Here is a 3,581-nt window from a genome sequence, read left to right as displayed (position 1 = left end):
GGACGAGGGCGCCTACTCGACAGACCGAGACGGGCGGGTGGGTGGGCAAAGAACCACGAAAGGACCCGCACCGTGCCGGAAGGGCACACGATCCACCGTCTGGCCCAGGACTACGCCGCCCACTTCGCCGACCGACCCGTCACCGTCAGCAGCCCGCAGGGCAAGTTCACCGACGCGGCAGCCCTCCTCACCGGCGCCCCCCTCAACGCCGCCGACGCCCACGGCAAACACCTCTTCCTCCGCTTCCGTGAAGCCGACTGGGTCCACATCCACCTCGGCCTCTTCGGCAAGGTCACCTTCGGCGACGCCCCGGCCCCGCCTCCCACGGACACGGTCCGCCTGCGCCTCGCGAACAGCACCTCGTACGTGGATCTTCGGGGCCCCACCACCTGCGCGCTCATCACGGACACCGAGAAGCAGGCGATACACGACCGCCTGGGTCCCGACCCGCTCCGCCCGGACGCCGACCACCAGACCGCCTACGCCCGCGTCAGCCGCAGCCGTACGACCATCGCCGCCCTGCTCATGGACCAGAAACTCATCGCGGGCGTCGGCAACGTCTACCGCGCCGAGGTCCTGTTCCGGCACGGCATCGACCCGTACCGCCCCGGCAGGGACATCACACCCGCCGAGTGGGACGCGCTCTGGAAAGACCTGGTCGCCCTGATGCGCGAGGGCGTACGCGACAACCGCATCGACACCGTCCGCCCGGAACACACCCCGGAGGCGATGGGCCGCCCGCCGCGCGTCGACGACCACGGCGGCGAGGTCTACGTCTACCGCAGGGCCAACCTGCCCTGTCACCTCTGTGGCGGCGAGATCCGCACCGCCGACCTCGCCGCCCGCAACCTCTTCTGGTGCCCCACCTGCCAACGCGCCTGACAGGCCATCGACTTCGGCATCAGAACCCGTGGGACAACCAGGGCTCCACCACCGACCCGAACGCCACCGAGGCCTCGGCCAGCGCCCCTTGCCGGATCTCCCGCACCCGCCCAGCGGCCGCCAGCCCGGCCAACGGCACCCCGCCCAGATAGGCGGCCCCCAACTCCCGTACGGACAGGGCGAGATCAGCCGCATCCTCCGTACGCCGGCACACGGCCCCCTTGGCGTCGCCCGTCAGCCGCCACCGCCCGGAGTTCCACGGACAGAACGCGTCCTCGACATCGAGCACGACATCCACGGGCGTCTGATAGGTCCGCGCCTCCAACGCGGCCCCCACGTCCACCAGTCGTACGTACAGCGCGTCCCGCCTGCGCAGCCCGCACCGCCGGATGTCCGTCACCATGTGATGCCACGGCTCCTCGACCGGCCGCGCACGCGCGACGATCTTCGACGTCAGGTCGATGTCGAACAGGAACCGCCACAACGCGCCCTGGGACGCGGGATCGAGCGCCTCCACGTCCTCGACGACGACCGCGCTGTGCGAACCGGTGACATCCCAGTCGGGCTTGACCCGGAACCGGGCGAACCCCACGACGTCCCCGCCCCGTTCGGCGACCACACACTGCAACGGCGACGCCCCGCCCCGCTCGCTCTCCGGATCGATCACCATGACCTGATCCCAGCCCGGCATCCGCGCCAGCATCCCGGGCCGCTCCGGCACCCGCCGCGCGTACACCGCCTCGCAGACATCAAGTGCTTCGGCCGGTACGGCATACCGCAGCCGTACGTCATCGGCGCCGGCCGGCGCCTCCAGCCGCACCTGCGCCGTGTCGATCTCGACGGTCAGCGACTGGGTGGCGAGCCCGTACCCGAACCGTCCGTAGATGGCGGGCTCGGACGCCGTGAGCACGGCCAGCGGCTCGCCCCAGCTCCGTACGTCGTCCAGTTGCCGCCGCATCATCGACGTGAGCACCCCGCGCCTGCGGTGCGTCCCGGCCACGCCGACCATCGTGACGCCGGCAGCCCGCACGGAGGCACCACCCGGTACGGTTACCTGGAAAGTGAAGGCACCCGCACTGCCCACACACGTGTCACCGTCCCAGGCGCCCACGAAACGGTCGTACTCGGTGAGTGATTTCCACAACTCCCGTTCCTCGGCGGACTCCGGCATTCCACCGAAGGCGCGGAGCAGGTTGTCGTACCACTGATCCCAGTCTTCGGGCCGCAGCACCCGCAGGTCGGTCGTGCCGGAGGTCCTGGAGGTCGTCATGGACCATGAGTACCAGGGCAATGCGGGACGAGCGAGGGAATTTTCCCCTCGGGGCCTCGGACCGGCCCTCGGTGGGTTTCACTGTGAAGTTGAACCTCGGACGGGGGACAAGTGGGACCTCCCGTGCCAAGCAGCTGGTCCGATGGATAGGGTCCCGAACTAATGGCAGCAGGACGAGAGCGGCGCGCGGAAGCCGAGACGTTCACGGCCCGGTTGAAGAAGCAGGCTCACCGGGTCCGCACCGGCCTGCGCAGATCCGCCGTGGACTACTTCCGGGGCGACGGTTCGGACTGGATCGCGCTCGCCGGTCTGCTCATCATGATCCCGGTCATCGCGGCCATGACCCTCGCCAACTCGGTGTGGTGCTCCCCGGCCCTGCTCGTCCTCCCGATCGTCGCCGGCGGCCTCCTCCTGCGCCCGGCCAGCCTGCTGGGCCTGTACGCGGCGGCGGCGACGGCCCTGATCGTGGAGTCGGTGAAGCTGGGCCCGTACACGGAGGGGCCCTCCAGGGTCACCCCCGGTGTGGTCCTCGTCGTGGCGGCCTGCGGGTTCTTCGGCCTGCTGATCGCCCAGTTCCGCAGCAGAGTGGGTGTCCCCTGGCGGCGCGGCGGCACGATGCTGTTCGACCTGCGTGAACGCATCCGCGTCCAGAGCAAGTTGCCGCAGCTGCCGCAGGGCTGGCACCGGGAGATGGCGCTGCGTCCGGCGGGCGGCCAGTCGTTCTCGGGGGACTTCGTGGTGGCGGCCCGTACGAACGGGGGCCGCACGATGGAGGTCGTCCTGACGGACGTCTCCGGCAAGGGCATGGACGCGGGATCCCGGGCCCTCCTCCTCTCCGGCGCCTTCGGCGGCCTGCTGGGCTCACTGCCGCCGCACGCCTTCCTCCCGGCGGCGAACGGCTACCTCCTCCGCCAGGACTGGGACGAGGGCTTCGCGACCTCGATCCACCTGGTCCTGGACCTGGACTCCGGCGACTACGAACTCTTCTCCGCCGGCCACCCGCCGGGCCTCCAGCTCAGCGCGGGCACCGGCCGCTGGGAGGAAAAGGCGGCGGAGGGACCGCTGTTGGGCGTGTACGACGGAGCCCAGTTCGACCCTGTGAAGGGATCGCTGCGCCCGGGAGACGTCCTGATGCTCTTCACGGACGGCCTGGTGGAAACGTCGGAACGGGACATCGTCGAGGGCATCGACCGCCTGACGGGCGAGGCCGACCGCTACGTGGCCGGCGGTTTCCACGGCGCGGCCTGGCACCTCATCGAGGCGGTGGCCAAGGACGTCAACGACGACAGAGCCCTCCTCCTCATCTGCAGAGAGGGCCCCACGGCCCAGGCGACGATCTGACCGCCGCCGTCTTCAGCGCCGGCCGGCACCATCCAGCCCGTCCGGCGCTTGAGGACGAGCGCGTTCAGCGCGACAGGGGGGTCTGGGG

The 3,581-nt window shown here is 70.6% G+C and carries 3 protein-coding genes; 2 read left to right on the top strand and 1 reads right to left on the bottom strand.

What is annotated here, in order from left to right:
• Positions 1-72: 72 nt before the first annotated feature.
• Positions 73-882: an Fpg/Nei family DNA glycosylase gene (locus STRTUCAR8_RS31770; RefSeq protein ID WP_006380274.1), complete on the top strand. Its 810-nt coding sequence runs from the start codon at positions 73-75 to the stop codon at positions 880-882.
• A gap of 19 nt (positions 883-901) precedes the next feature.
• Here STRTUCAR8_RS31770 and STRTUCAR8_RS31765 read toward each other — a convergent pair whose 3' ends face one another.
• Positions 902-2,152 (bottom strand): GNAT family N-acetyltransferase, encoded by a 1,251-nt coding sequence (locus STRTUCAR8_RS31765; protein WP_006380273.1) that lies wholly within the window; start codon positions 2,150-2,152, stop codon positions 902-904.
• Between the two features lie 162 nt (positions 2,153-2,314).
• Here STRTUCAR8_RS31765 and STRTUCAR8_RS31760 point away from each other — a divergent pair, with 162 nt between their 5' ends.
• On the top strand, positions 2,315-3,493 hold the full coding sequence (locus STRTUCAR8_RS31760) for a PP2C family protein-serine/threonine phosphatase (protein ID WP_006380272.1): 1,179 nt from the start codon (positions 2,315-2,317) through the stop codon (positions 3,491-3,493).
• Positions 3,494-3,581 lie beyond the last annotated feature (88 nt).

Origin of the sequence: Streptomyces turgidiscabies Car8 (genome assembly GCF_000331005.1) — a bacterium.
Lineage (GTDB): Bacteria > Actinomycetota > Actinomycetes > Streptomycetales > Streptomycetaceae > Streptomyces > Streptomyces turgidiscabies.
This window is presented reverse-complemented; position numbering and strand designations above follow the sequence as displayed.

Bases quoted from the DNA above. Each gene is read 5' to 3' on its own strand.
- STRTUCAR8_RS31765 (WP_006380273.1), bottom strand. From the start codon at position 2,152: ATGACGACCTCCAGGACCTCCGGCACGACCGACCTGCGGGTGCTGCGG.
- STRTUCAR8_RS31760 (WP_006380272.1), top strand. From the start codon at position 2,315: ATGGCAGCAGGACGAGAGCGGCGCGCGGAAGCCGAGACGTTCACGGCC.